The 26,973-nt window shown below is 69.4% G+C and carries 23 protein-coding genes; 9 read left to right on the top strand and 14 right to left on the bottom strand.

All coding sequences use genetic code 11. The features are described 5' to 3' along the window. Positions 1-168: 168 nt before the first annotated feature. From GP2_RS12420 to GP2_RS12390, 7 genes are all read right to left on the bottom strand, one after another. Positions 169-993, bottom strand: coding sequence for a tyrosine-protein phosphatase (locus tag GP2_RS12420; protein ID WP_051997212.1), 825 nt, complete (start codon positions 991-993; stop codon positions 169-171). Continuing rightward, complete coding sequence (locus GP2_RS12415) at positions 983-3,364, bottom strand: PEP-utilizing enzyme (RefSeq protein ID WP_006900858.1); 2,382 nt, start codon at positions 3,362-3,364, stop codon at positions 983-985. Before GP2_RS12415 ends, GP2_RS12420 begins: the two co-directional genes overlap by 11 nt. 80 nt (positions 3,365-3,444) lie before the next feature. Then, on the bottom strand, positions 3,445-4,515 hold the full coding sequence (locus GP2_RS12410; RefSeq protein WP_255218620.1) for a phosphotransferase: 1,071 nt from the start codon (positions 4,513-4,515) through the stop codon (positions 3,445-3,447). A 17-nt stretch (positions 4,516-4,532) separates the two neighbouring features. Further along, positions 4,533-6,692: an acetate--CoA ligase family protein gene (locus tag GP2_RS12405; RefSeq protein ID WP_006900856.1), complete on the bottom strand. Its 2,160-nt coding sequence runs from the start codon at positions 6,690-6,692 to the stop codon at positions 4,533-4,535. A gap of 33 nt (positions 6,693-6,725) precedes the next feature. Then, entirely contained in the window at positions 6,726-7,802 is a 1,077-nt protein-coding gene (locus tag GP2_RS12400; RefSeq protein ID WP_006900855.1) for a Zn-dependent alcohol dehydrogenase, read from the bottom strand. Next, positions 7,802-9,280: an aldehyde dehydrogenase family protein gene (locus GP2_RS12395; protein WP_006900854.1), complete on the bottom strand. Its 1,479-nt coding sequence runs from the start codon at positions 9,278-9,280 to the stop codon at positions 7,802-7,804. The genes GP2_RS12400 and GP2_RS12395 overlap by 1 nt, the downstream gene beginning before the upstream one ends. 5 nt (positions 9,281-9,285) lie before the next feature. Further along, on the bottom strand, positions 9,286-10,497 hold the full coding sequence (locus GP2_RS12390) for a cytochrome P450 (RefSeq protein ID WP_006900853.1): 1,212 nt from the start codon (positions 10,495-10,497) through the stop codon (positions 9,286-9,288). A 96-nt stretch (positions 10,498-10,593) separates the two neighbouring features. Between GP2_RS12390 and GP2_RS12385 the strand changes: the two genes are divergently transcribed. From GP2_RS12385 to GP2_RS21950, 7 genes are all read left to right on the top strand, one after another. After that, positions 10,594-12,264 (top strand): PEP/pyruvate-binding domain-containing protein, encoded by a 1,671-nt coding sequence (locus GP2_RS12385; protein WP_006900852.1) that lies wholly within the window; start codon positions 10,594-10,596, stop codon positions 12,262-12,264. Further along, complete coding sequence (locus tag GP2_RS12380) at positions 12,264-12,458, top strand: ferredoxin (protein ID WP_006900851.1); 195 nt, start codon at positions 12,264-12,266, stop codon at positions 12,456-12,458. The genes GP2_RS12385 and GP2_RS12380 overlap by 1 nt, the downstream gene beginning before the upstream one ends. Positions 12,459-12,475: 17 nt before the next feature. After that, complete coding sequence (locus tag GP2_RS12375; RefSeq protein ID WP_006900850.1) at positions 12,476-13,702, top strand: NAD(P)/FAD-dependent oxidoreductase; 1,227 nt, start codon at positions 12,476-12,478, stop codon at positions 13,700-13,702. Between the two features lie 14 nt (positions 13,703-13,716). Beyond that, entirely contained in the window at positions 13,717-14,820 is a 1,104-nt protein-coding gene (locus GP2_RS12370) for an epoxide hydrolase family protein (RefSeq protein ID WP_217997246.1), read from the top strand. 296 nt (positions 14,821-15,116) lie between these two features. Then, positions 15,117-16,571: an aldehyde dehydrogenase gene (locus GP2_RS12365; protein WP_006900848.1), complete on the top strand. Its 1,455-nt coding sequence runs from the start codon at positions 15,117-15,119 to the stop codon at positions 16,569-16,571. A gap of 308 nt (positions 16,572-16,879) precedes the next feature. Further along, positions 16,880-17,818 (top strand): LuxR C-terminal-related transcriptional regulator, encoded by a 939-nt coding sequence (locus GP2_RS12360; RefSeq protein ID WP_157211680.1) that lies wholly within the window; start codon positions 16,880-16,882, stop codon positions 17,816-17,818. Next, positions 17,805-18,545: a helix-turn-helix transcriptional regulator gene (locus tag GP2_RS21950; RefSeq protein ID WP_006900846.1), complete on the top strand. Its 741-nt coding sequence runs from the start codon at positions 17,805-17,807 to the stop codon at positions 18,543-18,545. The genes GP2_RS12360 and GP2_RS21950 overlap by 14 nt, the downstream gene beginning before the upstream one ends. A 64-nt stretch (positions 18,546-18,609) precedes the next feature. On the opposite strand, the gene GP2_RS12350 is transcribed toward GP2_RS21950, so the two are convergent. From GP2_RS12350 to GP2_RS12325, 7 genes are all read right to left on the bottom strand, one after another. Beyond that, positions 18,610-19,134, bottom strand: a complete 525-nt coding sequence (locus tag GP2_RS12350) for a hypothetical protein (RefSeq protein WP_006900845.1) — start codon at positions 19,132-19,134, stop codon at positions 18,610-18,612. Further along, positions 19,131-20,279 (bottom strand): phosphotransferase family protein, encoded by a 1,149-nt coding sequence (locus GP2_RS12345; RefSeq protein WP_006900844.1) that lies wholly within the window; start codon positions 20,277-20,279, stop codon positions 19,131-19,133. The genes GP2_RS12350 and GP2_RS12345 overlap by 4 nt, the downstream gene beginning before the upstream one ends. 30 nt (positions 20,280-20,309) lie before the next feature. Further along, entirely contained in the window at positions 20,310-21,413 is a 1,104-nt protein-coding gene (locus GP2_RS12340; RefSeq protein WP_006900843.1) for an NAD(P)-dependent alcohol dehydrogenase, read from the bottom strand. Positions 21,414-21,483: 70 nt separating this feature from the next. Further along, positions 21,484-22,353: a DUF7064 domain-containing protein gene (locus GP2_RS12335; protein WP_006900842.1), complete on the bottom strand. Its 870-nt coding sequence runs from the start codon at positions 22,351-22,353 to the stop codon at positions 21,484-21,486. Positions 22,354-22,362: 9 nt separating this feature from the next. Continuing rightward, a complete protein-coding gene (locus GP2_RS22175; RefSeq protein WP_006900841.1) occupies positions 22,363-22,488 on the bottom strand; it encodes a hypothetical protein in 126 nt (41 codons plus the stop codon). A 144-nt stretch (positions 22,489-22,632) separates the two neighbouring features. Next, the gene (locus tag GP2_RS12330; RefSeq protein WP_006900840.1) at positions 22,633-23,253 is read right to left on the bottom strand and encodes a hypothetical protein; all 621 of its coding nucleotides are present in this window, start codon (positions 23,251-23,253) and stop codon (positions 22,633-22,635) included. Beyond that, on the bottom strand, positions 23,250-24,656 hold the full coding sequence (locus tag GP2_RS12325) for a tyrosine-protein kinase domain-containing protein (protein ID WP_006900839.1): 1,407 nt from the start codon (positions 24,654-24,656) through the stop codon (positions 23,250-23,252). The genes GP2_RS12330 and GP2_RS12325 overlap by 4 nt, the downstream gene beginning before the upstream one ends. A gap of 372 nt (positions 24,657-25,028) precedes the next feature. Between GP2_RS12325 and GP2_RS12320 the strand changes: the two genes are divergently transcribed. Beyond that, complete coding sequence (locus GP2_RS12320; RefSeq protein ID WP_255218619.1) at positions 25,029-26,420, top strand: O-antigen ligase family protein; 1,392 nt, start codon at positions 25,029-25,031, stop codon at positions 26,418-26,420. Next, positions 26,417-26,971 (top strand): YdcF family protein, encoded by a 555-nt coding sequence (locus GP2_RS12315; protein ID WP_040526922.1) that lies wholly within the window; start codon positions 26,417-26,419, stop codon positions 26,969-26,971. Before GP2_RS12320 ends, GP2_RS12315 begins: the two co-directional genes overlap by 4 nt. The last annotated feature ends 2 nt before the right edge of the window (positions 26,972-26,973 follow it).

Below are 26,973 nucleotides of genomic sequence, written 5' to 3'. Positions count from 1 at the left end.
GGGTGAGCCAAGACCGGCCCGTGACGGCAGTTCCGTCAGACCGAGGCGAGGAAGAGATGGGGATTCGCCGACGGGCCGGTCTGGCTGTCGAGTACCGGATGTGAGGTACATCTCAATCCTAGGCGGTGCCCGATTTATAGTCAACCTTTTTTAAAGGTCTGACCTCACTTATCGATCCGCGGTGAGCCCCTCCCGCAGGGCCTCAAGCCGCTCCGGTTCCACCCCGCCGGCCTGCTGCAGGTAGCCGGGCACGCCGCCGTACTCGCGGTCGAGGTACTCCAGCGCGCTCGACATCGCCAGCGGCGGCGCCTCGAAGAAGGTCCGGACCTCGTCCATCACCAGCCCGAGCTCGGCGATCAGCGGTGCGGCTTGCTCAGCGACATGGCGCCGGTTGACCCCGGTGACCGTGTAGTCCTCGAGGATCGCCTCGCGCGGCACCCCGAGCACCTCGAGGATGAGGGCGACGAGCAGCCCGGTGCGGTCCTTGCCGGCATGGCAGTGGATCAGGGTCGGGCGTCCGTGCGGATCGGCGATCTCGGCGATCACCTGGCCGAAGATCTCGGCCCGGCGGTCGTAGACCTGGCTGTACCAGACCCCGAGGTCGGCCGGTCCGAAGCGGGTGATCGCGCCGTCCCGCAGCATCCCCATGAAATCGGTTTCTGTGCCTTCGACGCCTTCGGGGATCGGTGCGTGCAGCAAGCGAGCTCCGGTTTCCGGCGCCCATGCCGAAGGAACCAGCTCGACCTCAGGCGCGGATCGAAGATCCACCACGAGCTGCAGGCCGAGCGCCCGGTAGGTCTGGGCGAACTCGTCGGACCAGCAACATTCCGCACCCGATCCCGGCGGGCCCAGCACGTCGCCCCGGAACAGCGTGCCTCGGGCGACGATCCGTCCGTCGGTTGTCGGCAGGCCGCCGAGGTCGCGGGTGTTGGTGGTGCCGGGCAGCGGCGTGGTGATCACGCCGCTGCCCGTCGTCACATCGTTACTCGTCATGGTCGCCGCGCTGACGGCCGAGGGTGGCCAGCAGATCCTCGTGCAGTTCCATCCACACGTCGTGATACGACTCTGACATAGGCCTCGCCAGCGCGCTCTCGTCGCCGCCCCGGAACCGGGCCAAAGCGTCGTCGAAACGTCTCTGGTAGTTGCCGAACCGCGCCGACGACGCCGAGGCATCGCCGAGAATCCGCTCCACCTCCCCGTGGATCCGGTCGAGACCGGCCAGAACCCTATCGAGATCCTTGTCAGACTGCCACTGGGTAGTGAGCGCCTTGAACTCGCGGTTGGGCGCCAGGAAGGCGTCGTACGCCCTGGCCAAACCCGCCCGTTCTGCTTCACCGACCTCTTTCTCGGTGAGGAGCAGCAGCCGCGCACGGCCGGCCGGGGTGAGCCGGGCACCGGCGATGCGGCCGGTGAGCTGCTTGACGAAGCCGGACTCGGCCGCCTCGCCGAGCCGCTGCTCGATCAGCGAGACCGCCAGGCCGGTGCTGGCCGCGATCTGCTCGGCGGTGGCGAAACCGCGCACCCGGGTGGCGTGCAGCACCTCGAACTCGCCGTCGGCACTGGCCACGGTGTCACCGCTGCTCGGCGGCACCTCGTTTGCCCAGGTCCCGGTGAGGAACAGGCGAGGGATCATCTCGCCGGCCACCCCGCTGACGATGGTCTCGTAGCTGGCGGTGGGCACCGGGTGCACGCTCATGAAGCCGTGTTCGGCGATCAGCTCGTCGACCATGCCGGCCGCCCGTGCGAAGGGCAGTACGAAGCCGGACGCGTAGACGACCGCGCCGGCCATCACCTTCTCCTCCTGGCTCATCGAGGCGATGTGCTTGTACAGCGCTTCCGAGCTGGCCTCGCCGCGGGCCCGCATGTCGTCCATGTCGGACAGCGACAGGGTCTTCAACTCGCTCATCGGGGTGTCCCACCTGTCTCGGGCGTACACCGCCACGCCCTTGACGTGGGGCAGGTAGTTGGCCGGGTCGCTGAACATCGTCGACAGGTCCTGCACCCGTACCTTGAGGCCGGAGTCGGCGTCGAAGAACATCGCGATGGTCACCGCGTGCGGCAGACCTTCGGTGGTCGAGGACCATTCATAGGCCGGTTCATTGATGAACAGGTCGCGGACCAAGACGAAACCACCGTCCTCGGTCGGGTACGGGCCACTGTCGCCGAGACCGAGTCGGTTGTCGAAGTGGACGAGGAAGCCGAGCAACTCCAGCGCACCGTTGAACCGCTGAAAGGTGGAGCGTTCGGCGTCCCCGGTGATCTCGATCCGATCAGATGAAAAACGGTCGATCCAGGCGGAGTCCAGGATCGGCGCCCGGTAGTCCCGCATCGAGGAGAACATCGGACCCGAGCCCCAGATGCCCTTGTACATCCGGCGCACCGTCGACATCGCCTCGGGCAGCACGCTGGTCCGGTAGTCGAAGTCGTGCAGCTTGAGTTCCAGGGCGATTCCCCTGCCGAAGCTCGACGCGCTGGCACAGGCCCAGATGTGCAGCAGGTTGATCTTGGTGCCGATCTCGTTCTTGGCCCGCGCTGCGATCTCGGTCATGCCCTCGGGGCCCACGCGATCCTGAATCGCATTGAGCCACAAAGGATGGTGGAACCAGCTGTCCATGATGCCCATCGCCTCGTACTCCTGGCGCGGGATCAGGCCGGACTCGCCCTCGGTGGCGCGGGCGGCCAGCGCGTCCCATTCGTTCCAGGCGAGGTAGCGCAGCACGTCGTTGGTCTCGTCGATGCTCAGTTCCCGGTTATACTCCGGGTCATCGAGGTCGAGCACGTTGGACCGGAGACGTTGACGCATCATCGCGTCGCCCTCCAGGCCCGGCGGCACCTCGCCCTGGAACTTGGCCAAGAGTGCCTGGATCTGCGCCATCTGTTCCGGGGTCATACCACCGCTGGAATCGGTATTCTCAGGTGAATCATCCACGGGAGCACCGGGTTCTACTGAGACGATGCCGTCCGGCCGGGACGAGATGTCCAGCTTCAACTGCACTCCGTCGGCCGGGATGGTCTCGCCGCGGCTGGTGCGTACGCCGCGTTCGAAGACCACCGACATGATGCAGGGGATGCCGTATTCACGGCTGAGTATGCCGAGGTGGCTCTCCGGCGCGCCCTGCAGGGTGATGACACCGCGTACGCCGGCGTTGAGCGCCATCGCCAGGAAGGTGGTGGTGCCGCCACGGGCGATGACGATGACGTCGCTGACGTCCTCACCACTCTCGACGAAAGAGATGACGTCTTCGGGGGTTTCGAGCCACTTGGCGCGACCGACGACAAGGTCGTCGCTCTCGTAGACGGTGAGCCCCTTGCCGACGGTTTCGAAGGTAGAGGAATCGGCGACGACGGGTTCGCGGGTGGTCATGGGATTCTCCTTGTCAAAGTGATGGCTGAGGGGTCTGGGCACGAACGTTCTTCATCAGGTGCGGAAAGTCAGTGGGCGGGTCATAAGCGCGAGTCGAGCAGGTCGAGGGAGCCAGCATCGAGCGCCTGGCGGGCGCCGAGGCTCAGCATCCGGCGGAACATCGTCACCATCCGAGGATTGGACTTCACCGAGCTGATGGGCGGCACCAGCATCATCAGCACCGCACACGCTGCCCACCGGTAGATGTCCTGCGCTTCGGACTCGGTCCAGTCGACGCCGAGTTCCTGCAGGTCGGCGACGTGCCGCCGGAGCAGTTCGGCTTCGTGCCGGCGCCGGGTCTCGACCTCCAGCGAGGTACCGATGAGGTAGGCGTAGTCGAACATCGCCGATCCCCAGCCGATGGTCTGCCAGTCGATAAGGACGATCTCGCCCTCCCCGAAGAGCAGATTGTCTGCTCGCAGGTCGTGGTGGACCAGGGTCTGCGGCCCTGGGTTGAGCTGCGCCCAGTCGGCCGCCGATCCGACGAACCGGTCGATGCACTTGCGTTCGTCGGCGGGCAGATCGGCCGCTATGGTGTCGGTCACCGAGTGCCAGGAACGCTCCATCCGTTCCAGGATGCTCGGGATCGGCACCCCCAGTCGGCGGTGCAGCCAGGGAAGTTCCGCGGTGGCGGAGTTCTCCCAGAACGGTGCCTGCAGCAGCGCGAGTTGATGCCGCGCCCGGTCGAGCTCTTCGATGGGCATCTCCCGGAGCTGGTCGCCGGGGCGATGTCGTGCGGTGAGGTCTTCGAGCAGGACCGTGTCCGGAGCCCCCGTCCCGGCACGATCGATCACGCCGTACAGCCGGGGTGCCCGCACCTGGGTGCGTGGGGCCAGTTCGCTGTAGAATCGCGCCTCGCGTTCGTAGGCGCCGAGCGAGGCGGCGGTGGTCGCGGCGGTGCTGTCGCCGGCGGGCTGTTTGACGATCAGTCCGGTCGGGCCGGTCCGGGCTACGTCCCAGGTCAATCGTACCTTGAAGGTGTCGGCCATGGCCCCGGAACCCACCGGGGTCAGTTCGGCACCGGCCAGGCGCGCGCCGAGGGCCGAGCCGCCGGCGTGCAGGGCTGCCTCGAGCTGCTCGAGCGTCGCCGGATCGGCGGGAATCGAGGTCACGGTGTCGCCTTTCATCGTCACGGCTCGGCCCGGGTGATCAGAGCGTCGAGGGCCTCGACCCGGTCGCCGTCGACCAGCAGCGGATTGATCTCCACGGCCTCGACCGCGTCGCCGAGCGCTTGGGCCACCTCGGCCACCCGCAGCACCGTGTCGACGACCCGGTCGAGGTCGGCCGGTTTGCTGCCGCGAAAACCGGTGAGCAGCGGGTAGCCGCGCAGTTCGGTGATCGCGGTGGCCACGTCGTTGCGCGAGACCGGCAGCACCCGCAGCGCGCTGTCGTCGAGCAGTTCGACCATCGCCCCGCCCAGCGCGACCGCCAGCACCTGCCCCCAGTCGTCGTCGCGGGTGACGCCCACCAGCAGCTCCACTCCGCCGGTACGCATCGGGCTCACCAAGACGCCGTCGAGCGTCACTCCGGCCGCCTCGGCGCGGGCGACGAGCTGGTCGTAGGCCGCCCCCACCGCCTCGGCGCCGTCGAGGTTCAGGACCACCCCGCCGATCTCGGTCTTGTGCGCCACCTGCGGGGAGGACATCTTGAGCACCACCGGGCCGCCGAAGCCGGCCGCCGCGGCGAGAGCGTCTTCGCGCGAGCTGACCAGCGTCGCCGGGACGAAGTCCACTCCCGCCCCGGTGAGCAGCCCTCGCGCCGCGGCTTCACTGACCGGTCCGGACCCGGTGAGCGCCAGGTCTAGCGACCGGTTCTCGGCGACGCGACTACTGCTGTGGTCGCTCGGGCGAGAAGCAGTCGCGGCGCGCTCCTGCAGCCAGGACGACCAGCGGGACAACCCGGCAGCGGCCCGTACGAAGCGCTCCACGCCCGGCATCACGATCGCGATGCCGGTGTCGGCCTTGGCCTGCCGCACCGCCTCGGACTGCGGCTGATCGATCTGCGGCAGGAGTGCGCCGGGCACCCCGGTGGCCGCGATCGCCTCTGCGACCGCGCGGAAGGTGTCCACCCGCTGCGGCTCGCCGTCGGTGGGCAACGAGGTGACCGCTCCGATCAGACCCACTTCGGGCTCGCCGGCCAGCGCCTCGAAGGCGCCGCGCCAGACCTCGGGGCGGGTGGCCGCGGCACCGGTCACGTCGAGCGGGTTCTGCGGATGCGCCGACGGCGGCAGCACGGCTTCGAGCTTGGCCGCGGTCTCCGCCGAGATGGCCGACAAGGGCAGCCCGGCCGCCGAGCCCTGATCGGCGATGAGGTCGCAGGCGCCGCCGGAGACCGACATGACCGCGATGCCCGGCCGGCGCAGCGGGCCGGTGTGGGCGCACAGCATGCCGGTGTTGATCAGGTCCTCCACCGAGGTGACCCGGATGACGCCCTCCTGGCGCAACACGGCGTCGATCACCCGGTCGTCGCCCACCAGGGCACCGGTGTGGGCCTTGGCGGTCTCGGCGGCGAGCTCGGAGGCACCGACCTTGAGCATCACGATCGCCTTGCCGCGGTCGGCGGCCCGGCGCGCGGCGGTCCGGAACAGCTCCGGGTCCCGAATGGTCTCGGCGAAGATGCCGATGGCCTTGGTGTTCTCGTCGTCGACGACGAAGTCGAGCACGTCGGCGACGGTGACCATCGACTCGTTGCCGGTGGTCACCACATAGCTGAACCGGGCGTCGTTGCGGGCGGCGTAGCCGACCAGCGAGGAGCCCACTGCGCCGCTCTGGGTGATCAGCGCGAAGGGGCCGGGCTCGATCGGCATGTCCAGGCCCAGCGCGCACATCGCGATCCGGTCCCACAGGTTGGCGAAGCCGAGGTGGTTGGGACCGAGCAGGACCACGCCGAGCTCTTCGGCCACCGCCACCAGCTCGGCCTGTGCGGCCCGGCCGGTCTCGCCGTCCTCGGCCCAGCCCTGGCTGAGCACTGCCGCGGCCCGGGCACCGCCGGCCGCGGCATCGCGCAGTGCGTCGACGGTGGCGGCCTGCGGAGTCAGCAGAAAGGCGCAGTCGATGCCGCCCTCGATCTCCTGACACGAGGTCACCGTCGACTCCCCGTGAACCACGGGGGTCCGGGGATTGACCAGGGTGATCGGGCGGGCACCGGTGAGCCGGCTGTGCTGGGCGAAGGCCCGGCGGGAGAACAGATTCTTGTCGCTGGCGCCGACCAGCGCGATGCGCTGCGGCCGGAGCAGGCTGGCCATGGCGTCGTGCGTCGGCCGCCGGCGAGGGGTCGGATGGTCACTCATGAGGGCTGGTCCTTTGTCGGTTCGACCCGGAGGTCAGAGTCGGAGCATGGTGCGCAGGGTGCGGCCTTCGCGCTGGCCGGCGGCCACCTCGTTGATGGCCTCGAGGTCGACGACCTCGTCGACCATGCCGTCGAGGTTCAACCGGCCGGTCCGCCACAGCGCGACCAAGCGCGGCAGCTCACGCTGCATGTCGGAGGAGCCGTAGTAGGAGCCGATGAGCTGCTTCTCGTCGTGGAACAGCTCCTGGGCGGTCAGCTCCACCACGTCCTCGGGCCGGCCGGCCCCGACGATCACCACCCGCCCGCCGCGGCGCGCGGCCCGCCAGGCGGCGGTGATGGTCGAGGAATGCGCGACCGCGTCGATCACCACGTCGAAGCCGGGCGAATCGGTCAGCGCCTGGCGCGGATCGTCGTCCGGTCCGTAGGCGTGGGTGGCGCCGAAGCGCCGCGCCAGATCCTGACGGCCCGGCTGCGGATCGACCGCGACCAGCTCGGCCGCACCGGCGATGCGGGCTCCCTGCAGGGAACTGAGACCGACTGCGCCGCAACCGATCACCAGCACCGAGTCGCCCGGGACCACCTTGGCCGAGTTGACCGCGGCACCGAAGCCGGTGGGGACCGCACAGCCGAGCAGGGCCGCGAGCTCGAAGGGGATGTCGGCCGGCAGCGGGATGATGCCGCTGACCGGGACCACCGTCTCCTCGGCGAAGGTCCCGGTTCCCAGCCCCACCTGAACCGGAGTGCCGCCGACGGCCAGGCCCGAGCTGTTGCCCTGCTCGCTGGACCGCTTGCGGTTGGCACAGATATAGGTCTCGTGGCGCACGCAGTGGTAGCAGTGCCCGCACGGCGGCACCCAGGTGACCAGCACCCGGTCGCCGACCGCGACGCCGGTCACGTCGGGGCCGACCTCGAGCACCTCACCGGCGCCCTCGTGGCCGAGCACCACCGGCATCGGCTGCCCGAAGGCACCGGAGGCCAGCGACATGTCGGTCTGGCACACCCCGGCGGCCCGGATCCGCACCGCCACCTGGCCTGGGCCGGCCGGGTCGCGGGTGGCGTCGGAGCGCACCTCGAACGGCGAACCGGCCTCCCAGATCACTGCAGCGCGCATCAGCCCGCCTCTCCTTCGAAAGTTCCCAGTACCGCCTTGACCTCGAGGTACTCCTCGAGACCGAAGGCGCCCAGCTCGCGCCCCAGTCCGGAGGCCTTGTAGCCGCCGAATGGCGCCACCGGCGGATGCGGCGAGCGGACCCCGTTGACCCGCACCTGTCCGGCGCGGATGCCCCGCACCAGCCGGGCGGTCTGGGCCGGATCGGCCGACCACAGCTCGGCTGACAGTCCGTAGGGGGTGTCGTTGGCGATCCGGATCGCGTCGGCCTCGCCCTGGTGGCCGAGGATCACCAGCACCGGGCCGAAGATCTCCTCCTGCACCACCGGGTCGGTCTCGGCGACGTCAGTGATGACCGCCGGTTCCACGAAGAAGCCGGTGGGACGGTCGGCGCGACGCCCACCGGCGACCGTCGCGCCGCGTTCCCGGGCACCGTCCACATAGCGAAGGACCTTGTCGCGCTGCACATCTGAGGCCAGCGGACCCATGGTGGTCTGCGCCTGCAGGGGATCGCCCAGCCGGTACTCGGCTGCGGCGGCGGAGGCGATCTGCATCGCTGCGGCCCGCTGCTCGGCCGGCACGATCAGCCGGGTGGGGGCGTTGCACTTCTGTCCGGCGTTGGTGAAGCAGTTGCGCACCGTGGTGCGGACGGCGGCCTCCAGGTCGGCATCGGCCATCACCACCGCCGGCGACTTGCCGCCGAGTTCCAGGGTCGCCCGGACCACCCGGTCGCCGGCCACCGCGCCGATGTGCCGGCCGACGGCCAGCGAGCCGGTGAACGAGACCAGGTCGTAGGCCTGGCTCTGAACCAGCTTCTCGCCGGTGGTCGAGCCGCGGCCGGTGACCAGGTTGACCACCCCGGCCGGGATTGCGACCTGGTCGCAGAGCGCGGCCAGGAACAGGGCGTTGAGCGGCGTGAGTTCGGCCGGCTTGAGCACGATGGTGCAGCCGGCGGCCAGGGCCGGGGCCAGCTTGGCGACCAGCTGGTGCACCGGGAAGTTCCACGGGGTGATGCCCAGCACCACCCCGACCGGCTCGCGCAGCACGGTGCTGCCGGACTCGTCCTGATACTCCCAGTCCAGATCGCGCGCCGCCTGTGCGGTGCTGCGCAGCACCGCCTCGGGCAGCGCGGCCTGAACGCCGCGGGACTCGGCCAGCGGCATCCCGATCTCCGAGGTGGCCAGCACGGCGAGCTGCTGGCCCTGGTCGCGCAGCGCATCGGCCAGCGCGTCCAGGTAGGCGGTGCGTTCGCTCACCGGCAGCGCGCTCCACTCCGGCAGCGCCTGGCGGGCCGCGGCGAAGGCGGCGGCGATGTCGCTGTCGTCGGCGTCGACGATGGAGCCGATCACCTCCTCGGTGGCCGGGTTGAGCACCGGGATCAGTTCCCGACCGGCCGGGGTGAGCCACTGCCCGCCGATGTAGAGCGAGTTCATCCGGACCGCGTCGGTGGCGGCCGCAGCCGCTTGCATGGTCGTCGTCATCGCGGTCACCCGACCCGATGCAGACGGACCGGCAGGTGGCTCCAGCCGCGGAAGATGTTGTGGTTCACCCGAACCGGCTCACCGGTCACCTCGAAGCGCAGGCCACGGCGCAGCACCTCGGCGAAGAACGACCGGATCTCGGCCCGGGCCAGATGCGCCCCGAGGCAGAAGTGGATGCCCCAGCCGAAGGTGAGGTGCTCGTTGGGCGAGCGGGTGATGTCGAACTCATGCGGGTTCTCGAAGACCTCGGGGTCGCGGTTGGCCGCGGAGAACCACAGCACCACCTTGTCGCCGGCGGCGATCTGCTTGTCGCCGATGGTCAGCGGCTCCAGCGCGGTGCGGCGCATCGCGGCCACCGGGGTCACCCAGCGCAGCATCTCCTCGATCGCCACGCGCAGCCCGGCCGGCTCGTCGATCAGCTCCTGCCAGGCCTCGGGATGACGATCGAACAGCAGGGTGCCACCGGAGACCGCCTGCCGGGCGGTCTCGTTGCCGGCCGCGACCAGCACGATGTAATAGGCGGCCAGCTCGTCCCAGGTGAGCGGGCGGCCGTTGATCTCGGCGTTGGCCAGCACGCTGACCAGGTCTTCGGTGGGCTCGCGGCGACGCTGCTCGGTGAGGTCGGCGAAGTAGGTCATCACCTCTTCGCGGACCGCGGCGAGCTCTTCGGCATCCACCTGCTCGCTCGGGTCGGAGCTGGTCAGCCGATTGGTCCAGTCCACCAGCTTGGGTCCGTCGACGGCCGGCACACCCATCACCCGGGAGAGCACCAGCATCGGCAGCCGTGCCGAGATCAGCGGCACCATGTCGAACTCGCCGTCCTGCGCCTCGGCTTCGTCGAGCAGCATGTTGACCGCCTCATCGATGGCGTCCTGCCACTGCTTGATCTTGACCGCGCGCAGATGCGGCAGGGTGATCTTGCGGAGTTCGGCGTGCTCGGGATCGTCCATGTTGTGCAGACTCGCCAGCTTGCCCTCGACCTTGCGGTCGACGATCTGCGTGCCGTCCGCGGAGGACAGCCGTTCGTTGTCGTAAGCCGCCGCCTTCACGTCCTCATAGCGGGTCAGCGCCCAGAATCCGGGCCCCCGTTCCGAGGGGGGATTCCAGTGCACCGGGTCGGTGACCCGGATCTCGTCGAAGACCGGCATCTCCCGGTCCTCTTGGAAGATCGTCAGGTCCATCAGGTCGGGGGCCGCATTAGCAGTTGTCACGGTCATCACTTCCAGCCATTTCTGTTAGCTACTTCTCAACAAGCTACGACTAGTGATATGTTTCTGTCAATCATTTTAAAAGGTACGACCAAGGAGGTCTTGATGACCACCGTTTCGCCGAAATCCACCACCACCACCACCAGCGCGTCGCCAGCGGGTGTCACCGGTCTCGATTCGGCCGTGTTCCACTTCGACCACCCGCACGATCTGCCACACGAAGATCTCGTCGCCCTCCTGGGCGGCAAAGGCGCAGGTCTGGCGGAGATGAGCACCGGACTAGGTATCAACGTGCCGCCCGGTTTCACCGTTTCGGTGCCGGTCTGCCGCGCCTATCTCGAACATGGCCGACCGGCGGGCCTCACCGAGACCTTGGCCCGGTTCGTCGGCGAACTGGGCGAACGCATGGGCCGCAATCTCGGCGATCCGGCCGACCCGTTGCTGGTGGCGGTACGCAGCGGCGCCCCGGTCTCGATGCCGGGCATGCTCGACACCGTCCTCAATCTCGGCCTCAACGACGAGACCGTCGAGGGCCTGGCTGCGGTCTCGGGCAGCGCGGACTTCGCCTGGGACAGCTACCGGCGTTTCGTGACCATGTACGCGGTCACCGTGATGGGTGTCGACGGCGGCGAGCTGGCCGCCGCGGCGGTCCAGAACGGCGGCGGCATCGAGGAACACGTCCGCGACCTCAAGCGCGCGGTCGAGCAGCTGGCCGGGCGCCCGGTCCCGACCGACCCCTTCGAGCAGCTGACCGAGGCGGTCGAGGCGGTCTTCAAGTCGTGGCACAGCCCGCGCGCCCAGACCTACCGGGAACGGGAGAACATCGACCCGGCGCTGGGCACCGCGGTCACCGTGCAGGCGATGGTCTTCGGCAACCGCGGCGAGCTGTCGGGCACCGGCGTGGTGTTCACCCGCAATCCCTCCACCGGCGCCGACGAGCTCTACGGCGACTATCTGCCGATGGCGCAGGGTGAGGACGTGGTGGCCGGCACGGCCAAGACGCTGTGCATCAGCAAGCTGGCCGAACTGCATCCGGAGATCTACGCCGAGCTACGGGAGACGTTGCGACGCTTGGAGATCCGTTTCCGCGACATGTGCGACGTCGAGTTCACCATCGAAGAGGGCCGGCTCTGGCTGCTGCAGACCCGGCCGGGCAAGCGCGGAGCCGCCGCCGCGGTGCGCATCGCGGCGGCTCTGGCCCAGGACCCCGAGATCTCGCTGACTCCGGCGGAGATCGCCGAACGGGTACCGGAGGGTCTCCGCGAGCGGGCCCGCGCCGAGGCGCTGGCCCACGTGGCCGACGAGACCGGCATGCCACCGGTGGTGACCAAGGCACTCGGCGCCTCCCCCGGACGTGCGGTCGGACGCGCGGTGCTGACCACCGACGCCGCCGCCGAAGCCGAGGACGACGTGATCCTAGTGCGCCCGGAGACCAGTCCCGAGGACGTGGCCGGCATGGCCGCCTCGGTCGGCCTGCTCACCACCAACGGCGGCCTGGTCAGCCACGCCGCCGTGGTGGCCCGCGGCTGGGGCATCCCCGCAGTGGTCGGGGCACACGACCTACGCTTCGACTCCCACGGCCTGATTAGCACCGACGGGACGCGAATTCGAGCCGGCGACCTGATCACGATCGACGGCAGCACCGGCTGTGTGTGGCTGGGTGCCGTGACCCCTCCCCCGGCGGACGTGGTGAACCGCGCCGTCGAACACGACCTTCCCGAGCTCTTGCTGATCGAGCGACTTCTCGAAGAGCACGCAAAGAATGGAGAGAACTGATGCGAATTTCGGTCGACATGGACAAGTGCACCGCGCTGGGCAATTGCGAGGCGATGGCTCCGGACTTTTTCGAGGTCGGTGACGACGGTGAGCTGGAACTGCTGCGGTCGGACGTCGGCGCCGACGAACTGGCCGAGGTGAAGCAGGCCATCGCGTCCTGCCCCACCGCCGCGCTGAAACTGATCGACGGCTGAGCATGGACAGGAACCGAATGGACGTCAACAGAACAGGCGTTGACCGAGTGGTGATAGCCGGCGCGTCCCTGGCCGGCATGAAGGCGGCGCAGGCCGCCCGCGCCGCCGGCTACGCCGGTCGGATCACGATGATCGGCGACGAGAAGCTCGCCCCCTACGACCGGCCGCCGCTGTCCAAGGAGTTCCTCACCGACCCCGGCTCGGGACAGCCGCCACATTTCGACGGTGCGCTGAGCCTGGCCACCGACCTGGATCTGGAACTACTGCTCGGCGAACCCGCGACCGGGGTGGACACCACGATGCAGCGCGTGACCGTCGGCGAGCGCGAGATCGCCTACGACGCATTGGTCGTGGCCACCGGGGCGGTGCCCCGGCGGTTGCCGACCACCCTGACCGGGGTGACCACTCTACGCACCGCCGACGACGCCCGGCAGGTGGCGGCCGGTCTACGCCGTGGCGCCCGGATCGTCGTCGTCGGCGGCGGATTCATCGGCTCGGAAGTGGCCTCGGCCGCCCGTGCCCACGGACTGCCGGTGACGATCGTCGAAGCCGCACCGGTACCGCTGGTACGTGCCGTCGGCGCGGTCGCCGGCGAGTGGCTCGGCGAGCTGCACGGGCGTCACGGCACCGAACTGATCCGCGGTGTGGGTGTGGAATCGCTTGACGGCGACGGTCATGTCCGGGAGGTACGCCTGACCGACGGCCGGATACTCCCGGCCGACCTCGTGGTGGTGGGCATCGGCGCCGACCCGGCCACCGGTTGGCTGGCCGACTCCGGGCTCAACGTGTCCGACGGCGTGGCCTGCGATGCGACGTTGCACGCCGGCCACAATGTGTGGGCGGCCGGCGACGTGGCCCGATGGTGGAGTCAGGATTTCGATCGTTCACTGCGCATCGAACACTGGACCAACGCCGCCGAGCAGGGGACACTCGCGATGCGCAACCTGCTCGGCGGATCAGATGCGTTGGCGTACCGGCACATTCCCTACTTCTGGTCGGACTGGTATGGCTCCCGGATTCAGCTGGTGGGCCTGGCCAGTGGCGAGCCTGAGATCGTCACCGGCGCCCCCGACGGCGACAAGTTCGTCGCCCTGTTCCGCGAGGGCGAGCGGCTGATCGGCGCGCTGGCGCTCAACCGGCGCTCGGACATCATGAAGTACCGCGCGCTGATCGCCCGTGGGGGTTCGTGGGCCGACGGGCTGGCCCTGGCCGAGCAACGTAACCGGCGGACGGTCGCGGCGTGAGCGGCTTCGGTGAGCTGACCCGGTTTCAGATCGACCACGCCCCGGCCGACCTCGACGATCTGCGCCGACGGATCGTCGGGGCCCGCTGGCCGGAACCGGCCACCGACGCATCGCAGGGGATCTCGGTCGAGTTCCTCCGCGAGGTGACCGACTACTGGGCGGACTCCTACGACTGGTGGGCCACGCAGCAACGGCTCAACGCGCTGCCGCAGTACACCGCGGTGATCGACGGGCTGCGCATCCACTTCGTGCACGTGCGCTCGTCCCGGCCGGATGCGACCGCGATGATCCTGACCCACGGCTGGCCGGGATCGTTCGTCGAGTTCGAGCAGGTGATCGGTCCGCTCACCGAGCCACCGCCCGGGCAGCGGGCCTTTCACGTGGTGATCCCGTCGCTGCCGGGCTACGGCTATTCGGCCAAGCCCACCGCACCTGGGTGGAACTTCGAGCGGACCGCGCAGGCCTGGGGCGAGCTGATGCGCGGTCTGGGCTACTCCGAATACGTTGCGCAGGGCGGCGATTGGGGCGCGCTGGTGACCAGCGCGATGGCGCAGGCGCAGGTGGCCGGGCTGCAGGCGATCCATCTGAATCTGCCGCTGGTGTTCCCCGAGGAGCCGCCGGCCGAGCCGACCGCAGCCGAGCAGCGGGCGATGACCGCCGCAGCCGAGTACTCGGCGAAGGGCACCGGCTACTACGCGATCCAGGCGACCCGGCCGCAGACAGTCGGCTACGGCCTGGCCGACTCCCCGGTCGGGCAGGCCGCCTGGATTCTGGACAAGGTGCTGGAGTGGACCGATCATCGCGGCGACCCGTGGGGCTACCTGGACCGCGACCGGGTGCTCGACATCGTCACGATCTATTGGCTGACCAACTCCGCGGCGTCGTCGGCGCGCTACTACTGGGAGAACGCCCGCGGGCGTGGCTTCCGCGGACCGGTGCTCGACCTGCCGGTGGGCGTCTCGGTGTTCCCCAAGGAGCTCTACACCCCGCCGCGGGAGTGGGCAGCGGCCTACTACCGCAACCTGATCCACTGGGGTGAGCCCGAGCGCGGCGGCCACTTCGCCGCGCTCGAGCAGCCGGAGCTCTTCGTCACCGAACTCCGCACCGCCTTCGCCTGACCCCCTCCCTCCGCAAACCCCCCCACTTTTGAGAGAACCCACCGCCTGATCGACCCCATTCAGGCTGAGGGTTTCAAGAAAAGTGGGGGGTTTGCATTGTCCGGGATCGCGGGACCCAGCCGGGACTCACCCTGTCGGGGTAGGCGGGGTGACCCATCGGGGTGAACTTTTCGGGCTGACCAATCAAACCGTTGACCAAATCGAGCGTAGCGCCCACGCTGGACAGTGACGCCGTTCACACGAACATCACGGCGGCGCCTGCCTCACGGCAGCGCCATCGATCAGCAAGGAGCACCATGTCGGCCATCGACTACCGCAAGTTCTACATCGACGGAGCCTGGCAGGAACCGGCCTCCTCGGCGACCGTCACGGTCACCTCCCCCACCACCGAACAGCCGATCGGCTCGGTGCCTGCCGCGACCACCGAAGACATCGACCGCGCCGTGGCCGCCGCCCGGCGCGCCTTCGACGAGCCGAACGGCTGGGGCGAGTGGGAGCCGGCTCAGCGCCACGAGGTGCTCGGGCGCTTCGCCGCCGAGCTCGACGCCCGCGCCGCCGAGACCGCACGCCGGGTCTCGATGCAGAACGGCATGCCGATCTGGCTGGCCGAGAACTTCGAGGGCGGCTTCCCCTCGGTCCTGATCCGCTACTACAGCCAGATGGCCGCCGACGCGCCCGCCGTCGAGGAGCGGCCGGGCATGCTGGGCGGCACGGCGCTGGTCAGCCGCCGGCCGATCGGCGTGGTGGGTGCGGTGGTGCCGTGGAACGTGCCGCAGGCGATCACCTTCCTCAAGCTGGCCCCGGCCCTGGCCGCCGGCTGCACCGTGGTGCTCAAGCCGGCCGAGGAGACCGTGCTCGACGCCTTCCTGATGGCTGAGGCCGCTGAGGCCGCCGGTCTGCCGGCCGGCGTGCTCAACGTGGTGCCCGGCGGCCGCGACCTCGGCGCCCACCTGGTCTCGCACCCGCAGATCGACAAGGTCTCCTTCACCGGCTCGACCGCCGCGGGACGGGCCATCGCCGAGACCTGCGGTCGGCTGCTGCGCCCGGTCACCCTGGAGCTCGGCGGCAAGTCGGCCGCGATCATGCTCGACGACGTCGACCTCGCCGCCTCGATGGAGAATCTGTTCGGGGTCACCTTCCTGAACAACGGCCAGATCTGCTGGCTCAACACCCGCGTGCTGGCCCCGCGCTCGCGCTACAGCGAGATCGTCGACGGGCTGACCGACCTGGCCAAGTCGCTGACCATCGGCGACCCGCTGGACCCGGAGACCAAGATCGGTCCGCTGGTCTCCGCGCGGCAGCGCGAGCGGGTCGAGGGCTACATCGCCAAGGGCAAGGCGGAGGGCGCCCGGCTCACCACCGGCGGCGGCCGCCCGGCCGGGCTGGACACCGGCTTCTTCGTGGAGCCGACCGTCTTCGCCGACCTGGACAACGACGCCACCATCTCCCGCGAGGAGATCTTCGGCCCGGTGCTCAGCGTGATCCCGTTCGAGGACGAGGCGGAGGCGCTGGCCATCGCCAACGACAGCGAGTACGGCCTCGGCGGCTCGGTGTGGTCCTCGGACATCGAGCGTGCCGCCCGCGTGGCCGCCAAGGTCCGCTCGGGCACGGTCGGGGTCAACCACTACAGCAACGATCCGGTGGCCCCGTTCGGCGGCATCAAGAGCAGCGGCATGGGCCGCGAGCTCGGCCCGGAGGGCCTGCACGCCTTCCAGCACCTGCACACCGTGTACCTGCCGCCGGCCGGCTGATCCGGCCACCAGGCATCACCGGGACGCCCCCGCGACCGACCCGGTCGCGGGGGCGCTTCGGCTAAGATTGGTATGACCAAAGACGGGGCGGACCTTCGGCCCCGCTGAGGACGTGAGAACGACGATGAACCCCCCTTTCCGGACACGCGGGCCTGGCCGCGCTGGACCTGGCGATCCGGCAGGACTCCGCCGCCGGCGGCGCCGAGCTGATCGACGCCGCCGCGCAGAGCGAGCCGGTCCTGGAACGACTGCGCGGCGCCCTGCTGGACCGACTGCGAGCCGACACCAAGCCGCGCGAGATGCGCCGGGTGGCCGCCCTGCTGGCCGAGGTCGAAGCCATCCGCCGCAGCCGGGTGGCCTACCGGATGGGCGTCTACCAGAGCCAGGTGACCGGCCTGCGCTCGCTGCTGTCCGGCCTCAGCCAGGCCACTGCAGCCGAGCACCCGTATGCGGTCACCGAGCGCCTGTGCACCGACCTCGGCTTCCGCAAGGCCGTCTACTCCCCGGCGAGCCGGACCGGCTGGTCGCCCACCACGATCGCCTTCCACCCCAGCATCGCCGACCGATTCCGTCCCCTGCAGTCGGCCATCGCGCAGTTGTCGCTGCCCCGCGGTGCGGCCCCGCGCGAGGAGTCGGTGATGCGGACCGGCCGTTCGATCGTGGTCGAGCCCGGCGACGTCTACCGCGACACCTACCGACCGCTGGTGGAACTGTCCCGGCCCCGGGGTTACCTGACGGTGCCGGTGGTGGCCGCCGGACGGGTCACCGCCATCCTGCACGCCGATCACGACGAGATCGAGATCGGCGAGTCGGACCTGACCGCCCTGCACAGCGCCGCCGAGATCTGCGGCATCGCCGAGGAGCGCACCGCCCTGCGGTCCCGGATCGCCGCACGCCACGATCGGGCCGGGGACGCGTTCCGCGCGCTGCGTCAGGCGCTCCACGAGATCGAGCACAGCCGGCTCAGCCTGGCCGACGCCCTGCCCGCGGCAGATACCGAGGGTCAAGACCATCCGGCATCGCTGGACTGTTGCGGCGTGCTGAGCTCCCGGGAGCACGAGATCTTCGCCGCCATCGCCCGGGGAACCGGCAATGCCGACGTGGCCCAGCGTCTGTTCATCGCCGAGGGCACCGTGAAGGCCCATGTGCGCCGGATCTACCGCAAGCTGAACCTGACCAGCCGCGCCGAAGCCGCCGCACTGTTGCGTCGCCGCCATGCCGACTCGGAGCCCGATGAGCGCCGCTGACGATCCGTCGCTGCAGCAGCTGCGCCGCACGATCGACGAGCGCCTGTCCCGGATCGCCACGGCCGGTGAGCCGGCCGGACCGGACACCTCCCGCGAGCTCGCCGACCTGATCGAGGAGTACGACCGCCGGTTCGCCGGGCAGTCGGCGGCGATGCGCCGCATGATCAGCGAGACCGAAGCCGCCATCGCCACGCTGAGCCGGGCCACCGACAGCGAGACGGTGCTGCAGTCGGTGCGAGCCGGTGCCGCCGAGATCGCCGGCACCGCGGTCCGGCTGGTCGAGCACGACCCGCCGCCCGCCGAGCTGCTGCTGCCGATCCGTCTGGGCGACGCGACCGTGGCCACCCTGGTGGTTGAGGATCGGGTGGATCCGGTGGTCGAGGGGGCACTGGTCTCGATGGCCGAACTGGCCGGTCTGCTGCTGGAGACCGCGGCCTGGCAGGGCCGGGAGGCTCGCCAGCTGGAGCTGCTCGACGCCGCCGGCGGGCTGGGCCGCAGCGGCCTGGCCGACGCCGAGCCGGCGCCGGCCGGGGTGGCAGGTCGGGCCCCGTCGGCACTGACCCGCCGCGAGGCGGAGATCCACCAGCTGCTGCTGACCGGCGCGGGCAACCGCGACATCGCCGAGGAACTGTTCGTCTCGGTGGAGACGGTCCGCTCCCACGTCAAACGCATCCTGCACAAGCTCGGCGCCCGTAACCGCGCCGAGCTCATCGCCCGTAGCGACTGATCCGGCCATACCGACAAAGCAGCGGGTGGCCGCCACTGCGACCACCCGCTGCTCGTCGGGGTACTCAGCCGACCGCGACCGGTGCCGACTGCTGCGCGGCCTGGCCCTCGAGGACCGAGGCGATGTCGGCCGGCGGCCCCTGGGGGAAGCCGGTCATCCGGCACCACGACAGCTCGCGCGCCGCCTGCGCCCGCGCGGCGCCGGTGAGGATGCGCCGCGCCGGGGTCCGCAGTTCCGGCTGCTCGCACAGTGCCTCGAAGCGTCGCACGACGGCCGCCTTGAGCTGCCCCACCTGATCCCGGATCCCGACGAGATCCGGTGGCGTGATGGCGGTCTCGTCCAGCAGCTCCTGGGCACCGGGGTCGGCGGCGAGCTCGAGCAGCGCACGCAGGGTGTCGCGAGAGGCACCGTGCTCGAGCAACTCGTAGCGGAACTCCGAGGCCTGCACGTCCATCACCCAGTCCACGCAGGCCAGCACCAGACCGGCCTGCTCGGTGGCGAAGCCGTCGGCCGGATCGATGGCCGGCAGGACCACCTTGGCCACGGTGTTGCGGACGGCGAAGAGCTGTTGGCCTACGGTCGGGATCATCGGTTCGTCTCCTGGTCTTCGCCGACGATGGCGAGCAACTGGTCGAGGTAGAAGGCGCCCAGACCGGCGAGGAAGGTCTGCATGGCGTCGAGGTGGGTGAGCCGCTCGGCGGAGTTGCGCGGCCCGGTGGCCACCAGCGCGACTGCGGCCCAATACATGTTGAGCACCGTGTAGTACTCCAGCCGGTCGCGGTCGACGGTCAGGCCGGAGCGGCGCTCGTATTCGGCGATGAACTCGTCTCGGCGGATCAGGGCCGAGCAGTAGAAGTCGCCGGTCTCGGCGTCCACCTCGCCCCAGCCGTCCATCATGGCGTAGGCCAGGTCGTGGTGACGGTCGCCGAGGTAGGTCAGTTCCCAGTCCAGAATCGCGGTGATCTCCCCCCGATCCTCGTCGAACAGGAAGTTCCCGTTGCGGTAGTCGCCGTGCACGACGGACACGTGGTCCACCGGCGGGCGGTGCCGCCACAGCCATTCCCGGGTCAACGCGATCACCGGATGCGCGCTGAAGGAGTCCTCCGCCCAGGCGCGGTCGATCGAGGCCAGCCGCCAGTCGACGGCGTCGGTGGTGCCCGGCCGGGGCCGCTCGAAGGCGCTGAACTCGGCCTGCGACCAGTCGAAGGTGTGCAGCGCGGCCAGGTGCTCGACGAACTGCGGCGCCAGCTGCTCGCGCAGTACCCGACCGTAGACGGTGCCCAGCCCCGAGGCGGTCTTCTTCGCGTCCCGGGCGCTGGCCGCTCCGGTCACGTAGCCGCACACCAGCGAGGGTGCGCCCAGCTCGATCTCGTCCTCGGCGACCCAATGCATCGCCGGCACCGGCAGGATCTGCGAAACCGCTTGCAGGACTTCGAACTCCCGCCGGCGCGGGGTCTCCACCATCGAGCCGGGCGGGTCCATCCGCAGGACCATGCGGCGGGACTCGCCGCCCTCGGTCAGGTCGAAGACGTACTGCTCCTTCGACGCACCGCCGGCCAGGCGCTGCAGGTTCTCGATCCGGAACGGCCCGTCGAGCCGGCGACTCAGAAACTGCTCCAGCCGGGCGGCGACCGCCTCGGTGGCGGGCTGTTCATGGATCACCGTGCCGCGGCGTTCCAGCTTCTTCTTCAGGGCCAAGTCGACGCTCGGCTCGACCACGGTACTGATGTTCATCTACTGCTCCTCAGGGTTGGATGCGGCCGGTCAGCTGCGGACCAGCACGACCTTGACCGCCTCGCCGGCGGCCTGCGCCTTGACCGCCTGCTCGATCTCCTCGAACGGGAAGCTGCTGATCAGCCGGTCCACCGGGAACTTCCCGGCGCGGTACAGCTCGATCAGGTACGGGATGAAGGTGGCCGGGTCGCTGTCGCCTTCGGTGATCCCGCGGACCGTCAGCCCGGTGACCATCGCCGGCACGATCGGCAGCTCGAAGGTGGCGGCCATGTCCTGTGGGACCCCGACGAAGCCGAGGGTGCCCAGCGGCGCGATCGCCCCCACGGCGTCCTGCAGCACCTGCGGGACCCCGGTGTTGTCGAAGGCGTAGTCGACCCCGTCGGGGATGATCCCCCGGACCTGCTCGGCCAGGCCGCCGGCGGTCGGGTCGATGGTCGCGGTCGCGCCGAGCTCTTCGGCCAGGCCGCGGCGTTGCGCGTCGAGGTCGGAGACGATGATCGTGGTCAGGCCGCGCTCCTTGGCCGCCATCACCGCGGCCAGACCCACCGGGCCGGCGCCGGTGATCAGGATCGACTCGCCGGGCCGGCAGTCCAGGCTGTTCATCACGGCACCGGCACCGGTCTGCAGGCCGCAGCCGAGCGGGCCGACCACCTCGAACGGGACCGACGGATCGACCTTGACCACGTTGCGCTCGGCGGCCAGCGCATGGCTGGCGAAGGAGGACTGCCCGAAGAAGGCCGAGGCCACGTTCTGGCCGTCGGCCTGGATCGGAGTAGTCCCGTCCGCCCGCAGACCGCCGCCGTAGTTGAGCTCGGCGAACCGCACGCAGTACGCGGGCTGGTCGCGCCGGCACTGCGCGCACTCGCCGCAGGAGGCGAACGAGACGGCCACGTGATCGCCGACCGCGACCCGGCTGACCTCCGGCCCGACGGCGGCCACCACGCCGCTGCCCTCATGGCCCAGGACCATCGGGGCGGGCAGGCCGAAGCGCGCGGCGATGTCGGTGTGGCACAGGCCCATACCGCGGATCTCGATGAGCACCTCGCCGGGGCCCGGCTCGGCCAGCTGCACCTCGCGCAGTGTGAACGGACCGCCCGGCTCGAGGATGCAGGCGGCGGTGATGTCGATCGTCATGAGTGAACCTTTCGAAGAGAAACGGGAACGAGCGGCAGCGGCCGGCCCGGGACAGGTGAAGCGGGCAGCTTCAGAGCAGGGCGTTGGAGCGCAGCCGGCCGTGACGACTGTTGTGCTGGGCGAGGAACTCCAGCCCCAGCACGTCGGTGGCCTCGGCGTAGCCGACGCGGCCGCCGTGCTCGTAGCGGAACAGGCTCTGGCAGCTCACGTAGGCGGGGCTGAAGCTGTACCAGGGAGCGCCGCCGATCGCGGCCCCGAAGAACTCGTGCCGCTTGCCGCGGACGTCGGTGGCGGTGATGTGGTTGCTGACCGGGAGCAGGTCCACCCGGGATGCCTCGACCGCGGCCTCGGTGATCCCGTAGACCTCGCCGTGCTCCATGACGTAGCCGAACTTGAAACCGTCGTAGACGATCTCGCCGTCACGCATCGCCAGGGACATGCCCAGGTGCAGGCCGAACTCCTCACCGAAGGTGACGTGGATCCAGGCGGCGGCCCGGTTGCCGACCTCGGCGCGCGGTCCCCAGGAGCGGTCCATGCCGTCGTAGCAGTCCACCTCGTACTGCTTGCCGCGCAGTTCCAGCGTGCCGGTGACGTGGCCGATCATGTCGTAGTGGCCGTTGGCCCAGACGTCGCCCAGCCCGGTGTCGATCTCCCCGGAGGTGCCGGCCACCAGCGGGTTCTGCTGCGGGTCGTGCACATCGAAGGGCTCGTGCAGGCCGCGGAAGTTCAGATCGAAGCGGCATTCGCCGAGCATGTGCTCGTAGCGGACGCGGAAGTCGCGCGGCGCGTCGGTGGCCTGCAGGCTCAGACCGCTGTCGAGGGTGAAGTCGGAGAAGACCTCCGGCGCCGGGACGTGCACCTGCGGGTCGGTGAAGTCGATGGTCTCCGGCTGCGTCGAGAAGCCGGAGTGCACCACGACCGCGGAGATGGTGGTCCCCACGTTGGGCCGTCACAGCACGTAGGCGTTGCCGAGGATCGCCGCCTCCGGCACCGAGACGACCAGGACGATGGTCTCCGCCCAGGTGGTCTCGCTGGGGTCGCTTTCGTGGTAGTCGGCATCGGCGGCTGTGATCACTGTCGCCCCTGGCTAGTCGGGGTGAGTGACCCGAATGTAGGAACGGTGACCCACACCACAACAGCTCTCGGTGCCGACTTCACCCCGGCGGGCGACCGAGTTACGCCCCCCGGGTGACCCCGGGACGCAGTTCGCCCGGTTCGCTCAGGCGCAGTCGCCCTGCGGCAGGTCGGCGAAGTGCTCGTCGAGCCAGCCGGCGGCCGCGTCGAGCACCGCGATCCCGCCGTCCATCGAATCGCCGACCGCGCTCATCGCGACCGCGAACCCGTTGAGCACCAGCGCGGCGATGATCTCGTCGCTGCCGATGAGGTTCACGTACTCCGACGGACCGCAGTTGTCGAGGACGCCGGTGGTGCCGTGACCGAAGGCGATCGTCGTCCAGCCACCGGGCGGCGGCGGACCTTTCGGAGTCACGACGATGCCGGACACCACGGTCGGAGAGTTGTCGATACCCGACCTCGACCGGTATTCGACCCGCTTGACGATCGCGCCCAGTTCGGTGATCACCGGGATCGGCCCACGGGGGGGTTCCATGACCCTCAGGACCGCACCGGGCCTGCCGGTGTCGGCGGGTCCGCGCATCACCGGTTCCGGATGGGGGGTGACCAGCTCGGGTTCGGGCTGCAGTGACAACGAGATCCCCGGAAGTCGCTCGGACTCGTCGTCACCGAATCCATGTGCCCCGCAACCGCTCACCGCGGTCACCGTCATCGTGACGGCTGCGGCGACGGCGGCCAGCCGCCTCCGGGTCGAGCGCCCCTTCAACGACCCCGCCCGTCGGATGGGCTCCCGACCGGTGCGGCCGGCCCGGAACCGTTGCGCGAACCATGCACGACAGTGCGGATCGGGTCGTCTTCGGAAGCACCTACCGAGAGGACGTCCTCGGCGGGGACATCCTCGTCGGCTTCGACTGCAACGTCGATGGATTCATCCGATGACGAAACATCTGCGGTCTTCGGCCTGCCGCTGACCAGCACGGTGCCGACCACGGAGCCGACCAGCTCGATCGCCGCCACGTTGTCGCGCAGCGACCTCCGGGTCGCCGAGCCCGAACGTACGACGACGACCATGGCGTCGGCGAGCGCCGAGTACACGATGGAATCGGAGGTCGGCCCCATGGGCGGGCAGGCGATCACGACGTAGTCGTACTGATCCCGCAGGTCGTCGAGGATCGTCTGCAACCGCGGATTGCTCACCAGCACACCGGAATCCGGCGCCGCCGGGCCGGCCGGAAGGATCGTGAGCCGTTCTTGCTCGATGAACGGGTCGACGCTTCCGACGCTGTCGGTGAGGAGCGTGGACAGACCGTGATCGGCCGACAGCGCGGTGCCGCCGGTCAGACCTTTGCCGGACAGGTCGCCGTCGATCAGCAGGACCGTGTTGCCGGTCTCGGCGACGGTGCGGGCGAAGCGCGCGGCGACCTGGTCGGCGTTCGCATCCTTGCCGACCGCGGTGAAACCGAGAACCCGGGGTGCGCGGACGTGCTGGTCACGACGTCCACCGAGAAAACGGATCAGGTTGTGCAGGCGATGAATCGAGGCCGCGTCGTCGTCGACGTGGTCCGCCGAGCCGAGCTCGGCGGGATCGACCGTCCGGGGCGACAGTTCGGCCAGCACCGGATGGTGGGTGGTGTCGACCGCGGTCACCTCGTCGACGACGGTCTCCCAACGTCGCCAGCCGAGCAGGAGCGCGACCACGACACCGACTGCGAGTCCGGCGCCTGCGCCGACGCCGGTCCACAGGATCCATGGCTTGCCCTTCGACCCCGGCAGGCCCGGCTCGTCGTACAGGATCGCCGACGCCGCCTGCACGCCACCACGGCGCGAGGTCTCGAGTTCCTGGACCACCTCCACGGTCTGCTGGGCGATGGCAGCCGCATACGACTGTGCGCGTTGCGGACTCGGGCCCGACACCGAGATGTCGAGGATCACGGTGTCCTCGACGGGCAGCGCGGTGGTGCGGGAGCGCAGGTCACCGGGGCTTATGGCGCCGCCGAGTGCTTCCGAGGCGCGGATCGCGACCTGCTCGCTCGTCGCGATCTGCGCGTACGAGTTCACGCGCCCCTCGGCGAACAGGTTGTTCTGGTAGGACTCGCCCACCGACGTGCCACCCTCCGCGGTGACGAACAGGCGGGCCGACGACACGTAGTCGACCGACTTGAAGAACATGCCATAGCCGAACCCCCGACCAGTGCGCCCACGAGAATGCACGCGACGATGGCCCACCAATAACGGACCACGATGCGGACATATTCATTGAATGGCACGAAACCTACTCCTTCCGGCGATGGCGGAGCAGGCCTCAACATCGAACAATCCAACGTGAAATGCGTGTTACACGTTTTCACGCCAGAGCATTCGAGCTCTGGCCTTTCCCCGACCCGACAACTTTAACCATTGCGGCCGGTTTGCGCGCTTCGAGAGCTGTGATGTCGAACTCGTTGCGGCCGCGTGTCTTTCTGCCCCCACTACTCAACCCGATGGCGCGCGGAACTTCGTGCAATGATTCTGCGCGTGGGGTTTGTTCGTTCACTTGCGATCGTGGCCATCGTGACGGACGGCACATTCGGCTGCCTTCTCGCCGGCGGTTCGGTCGTGACCGCGGCTTTTCTGGGAATCGTGCTGATCATCGGAGCCTATGTCGGACTGCAGCATCCGACGTGGCTGGTGTGGGCACTGGCGGTCGTCGTGGCCATTCTCCCGGCCGGGTACGTTCCCGGTACGCCCGTACCATTGATCTTCACGCTGACGATGGCCGTGCTGCTCGCCACTGTTGTGCACCCTCGCGAGGTGACGTCTTTCACTCCGCTCGAATACGCGTTGATGGTCTTCGTCGGCGTGGCCGCACTGTCGGTGATGGCGACGATGCGCCGACCCGTCGACGACGTCCTCGAGTACGTGAAGTGGACGAGCGCGACCCTGCTCGTCATCGCGTTGCTGCGGTTGCGCGCCGATCAGCTGCGCACCTTCGGCCGGGTGTTCGTCGTGACGTCGGCCATCCAGGCCGCGGTCGGTGCCGCGATGCTCACCGTGGACAAGGGCGCCAAGACCTTTGATCTGTTGTCCCCCTTCGGATATGACTCGTCATTCGGTGGACGATTCGTCTTCTCCGGGGCGTCGGTCACCGCACGCCTGTCGGGCACCTACATCGATCCGAATGCCGCGGGGATCGGGTTTCTCGCCGCCCTGATGATCAGCCTGCTGGTCTTCGACGGTTACTGGCGCTGGGGTTTCGCGGTCGTGCTCTTCGGTGCGGTCGCGATGACCCTGAGCCGCGCGGCGATCTTCTCGGTCGTCCTCGCGCTGCTGCTGGTGCTCGCCTTCCACACCATGTCCACTCGCAACCGCACCGCGATCATCGGCAGCCTGGTCGCCGGAATGGCGACCCTCCTGGCGATCCCCGCGTCCCGCAACCGCATCTTCTCGTCGTTCGGTGACGAAGACACCGGATCGTCGGCACGCGGTGAGGCGCTGCGCGAGTTCCCGGAGAAGATGAGCGGCTCCTGGTTGTTCGGACATGGTTGGGGTATCCCGGAATTCAAGGATCCCGAGAAGGCCTTCAACATCAACTACGTGGCCAACGCCCCACTGCTGTCGGTATATCGCGGCGGCATCCTGGTGGGCATCCTGTTCACCGGGATCATGCTCTACGCCTGCTATCTCGCCTATCGCTGCATGCGGTCACGGCGCTTCGAGGTCGCCCTGTACGGAGGCCTGTTCATCGCCTTCTTCATCCTCGGCATGCAGCTCGACTTCTCGACGGTGTCCATCCCGGTGTCGGTGACCGACCTGACGCTCATGCTGGTGTTCCTCGTGGTGGCGCTGCGCCGAACCGCCGATCCGAGCACCGTCGGTCATGTGGGATTCCTCTACGCGCCAACGGTTCTGGGCCGTCCCGCCGATTCCGGCGACAAGGTGCGTTCGCTGCGGTGAGACGTGCTGTCCGGGTGGCGCTGTGCGTGCTCGTCGTCGTGGTGGTCGGAGGCGGCGCGCTCGGATTCCAGTTGTTCACCCGGGTCCACGACGATCCGCTGCGTCCCGCGGATGTGATCGTCGTGCTCGGCGGCGAACACGACGGCCGCGAGGACCATGGAATCGAGCTGGCGCGCAAGGGATATGCCGATCAGGTACTCATTTCCGACCCGTACCGCCCGTACACGGACGCCGACGCGATGATGCCGCGGGTGTGCGCGTCGGGCACGCGGGATATCACGGTGACGTGCTTCGAACCCGACCCGTCGACGACGCGCGGCGATGCGATGTTCGTCCGGGACATGGCGCGCCGTCACGGCTGGCAGAGCGTCATCGTCGTCACCTGGAGCTACCACCTGGTGCGGGCCCGCTACATCTTCGGCCAGTGTTTCGACGGCGATGTGATCATGCACGCCGTCCCGCGTGACTACAGCCCGAACCCCGTCTTGTGGGGCGCTGTCTACGCATACCAGTACGGCGGCCTCGCGAAGGCCGCCGTTCTGGGGTGTTGACA

This window comes from Gordonia paraffinivorans NBRC 108238, assembly GCF_000344155.1.
GTDB classification, from domain to species: Bacteria; Actinomycetota; Actinomycetes; order Mycobacteriales; family Mycobacteriaceae; genus Gordonia; species Gordonia paraffinivorans.
Note: the sequence above shows the minus strand (reverse complement) of the source record. Positions and strands in the feature narration are given on the sequence as shown.

Coding starts and splice junctions, on each gene's coding strand:
- GP2_RS12380 (WP_006900851.1), top strand. CDS start 12,264: ATGCGAATTTCGGTCGACATGGACAAGTGCACCGCGCTGGGCAATTGC.
- GP2_RS12325 (WP_006900839.1), bottom strand. CDS start 24,656: ATGTTCTTCAAGTCGGTCGACTACGTGTCGTCGGCCCGCCTGTTCGTC.
- GP2_RS21950 (WP_006900846.1), top strand. CDS start 17,805: ATGAGCGCCGCTGACGATCCGTCGCTGCAGCAGCTGCGCCGCACGATC.
- GP2_RS12365 (WP_006900848.1), top strand. CDS start 15,117: ATGTCGGCCATCGACTACCGCAAGTTCTACATCGACGGAGCCTGGCAG.
- GP2_RS12340 (WP_006900843.1), bottom strand. CDS start 21,413: ATGACGATCGACATCACCGCCGCCTGCATCCTCGAGCCGGGCGGTCCG.
- GP2_RS12420 (WP_051997212.1), bottom strand. CDS start 993: ATGACGAGTAACGATGTGACGACGGGCAGCGGCGTGATCACCACGCCG.
- GP2_RS12385 (WP_006900852.1), top strand. CDS start 10,594: ATGACCACCGTTTCGCCGAAATCCACCACCACCACCACCAGCGCGTCG.
- GP2_RS12405 (WP_006900856.1), bottom strand. CDS start 6,692: ATGAGTGACCATCCGACCCCTCGCCGGCGGCCGACGCACGACGCCATG.
- GP2_RS12395 (WP_006900854.1), bottom strand. CDS start 9,280: ATGACGACGACCATGCAAGCGGCTGCGGCCGCCACCGACGCGGTCCGG.
- GP2_RS12400 (WP_006900855.1), bottom strand. CDS start 7,802: ATGCGCGCTGCAGTGATCTGGGAGGCCGGTTCGCCGTTCGAGGTGCGC.
- GP2_RS12345 (WP_006900844.1), bottom strand. CDS start 20,279: ATGAACATCAGTACCGTGGTCGAGCCGAGCGTCGACTTGGCCCTGAAG.
- GP2_RS12390 (WP_006900853.1), bottom strand. CDS start 10,497: ATGACCGTGACAACTGCTAATGCGGCCCCCGACCTGATGGACCTGACG.
- GP2_RS12375 (WP_006900850.1), top strand. CDS start 12,476: ATGGACGTCAACAGAACAGGCGTTGACCGAGTGGTGATAGCCGGCGCG.
- GP2_RS12415 (WP_006900858.1), bottom strand. CDS start 3,364: ATGACCACCCGCGAACCCGTCGTCGCCGATTCCTCTACCTTCGAAACC.
- GP2_RS12350 (WP_006900845.1), bottom strand. CDS start 19,134: ATGATCCCGACCGTAGGCCAACAGCTCTTCGCCGTCCGCAACACCGTG.